Consider the following 1032-nt stretch of genomic DNA (forward strand, 5'->3'; position numbering starts at 1 on the left):
GCGCAGAGACGGTGGCCGGCGGATCGTCGCGAAACGGGTTGGGGAGCAGGTCGGGAAAGGCCAGCAGCAGCAGTGCCGCCACCAGGATTCCGGTAACGATTGGCCATATATAAGGCAGCACGAAACGGTGCATGCAGGGTATCCTCAGCCGTAGGCAGTCACAGAGGTGGCCGGGTTCGCGATAACGCGGCGCGAGCTTTACACTAGGCGCCATGGTAACACTTTTTCGATAAGTTCCTCAGCCGTCAAACCGTTACAAGGAGGACGCGTGATCCATCGCGACCAGCTCGTAAAGGCGTGCGACCACCAGCTTCGCTCTGCCCGCTTCAAGGACTACACCATCAACGGCCTGCAGGTGCAGGGGCGGGACAGCGTCTCGCGCGTGATGACCGGGGTGACCGCCAATCAGGCGCTGCTCGACGAGGCCGTGGCCTGGCAGGCGGACCTGGTGCTGGTGCACCACGGCTATTTCTGGAAGAACGAGCCGGTGGCGATCACCGGCATGAAGCACCGGCGCATCAAGACGCTGATGGATCACGACATCAACCTGCTGGCCTACCATCTGCCGCTGGACGCCCACGCCGAGCTCGGCAACAACGCCGAACTCGCCAGGCGCCTGGGCTGGAAGGTGGAGGGGTGCCTGGACGGCGAGCTGGGCGAAGGGCTCTTGTGGTCCGGAAGGCTTGCCCAGACGCAGTCTCTCGAGGCGTTGGCCGAGCAGGTGGGCGTGGCGCTCGAGCGCACGCCTACGGTGATCGAGGCGCCGGGCATTTCGCACGTCGAGCGCATCGCCTGGTGTACCGGTGGGGCGCAGGACATGATCACCCAGGCTTTCGAGGCCGGCGCTGAGGTGTTCGTCTCTGGCGAGATTTCCGAGCGCACCACGCACCTGGCGCGCGAGATGGGTATCCACTACATCGCTGCCGGGCATCACGCCACCGAGCGCTACGGGGTGCAGGCGCTGGGCGAGTGGCTTGCCGACGAGTACGGCGTTGCCCATCGCTTCGTGGATATCGACAACCCGGCTTGAGC

Annotated in this window: 1 protein-coding gene; it reads left to right on the top strand. The window is 64.8% G+C overall.

The window, feature by feature from the left end; all coding sequences use genetic code 11:
- Nucleotides 1-268 precede the first annotated feature (268 nt).
- Nucleotides 269-1030 carry a Nif3-like dinuclear metal center hexameric protein gene (locus BIS11_RS18465; RefSeq protein WP_367399052.1) on the top strand — a complete coding sequence of 254 codons (762 nt, stop codon included), beginning with the start codon at nucleotides 269-271 and terminating at the stop codon, nucleotides 1028-1030.
- Nucleotides 1031-1032 lie beyond the last annotated feature (2 nt).

This window comes from Halomonas sp. 707D4, assembly GCF_024158685.1.
In the GTDB taxonomy this organism is placed as follows: domain Bacteria; phylum Pseudomonadota; class Gammaproteobacteria; order Pseudomonadales; family Halomonadaceae; genus Vreelandella.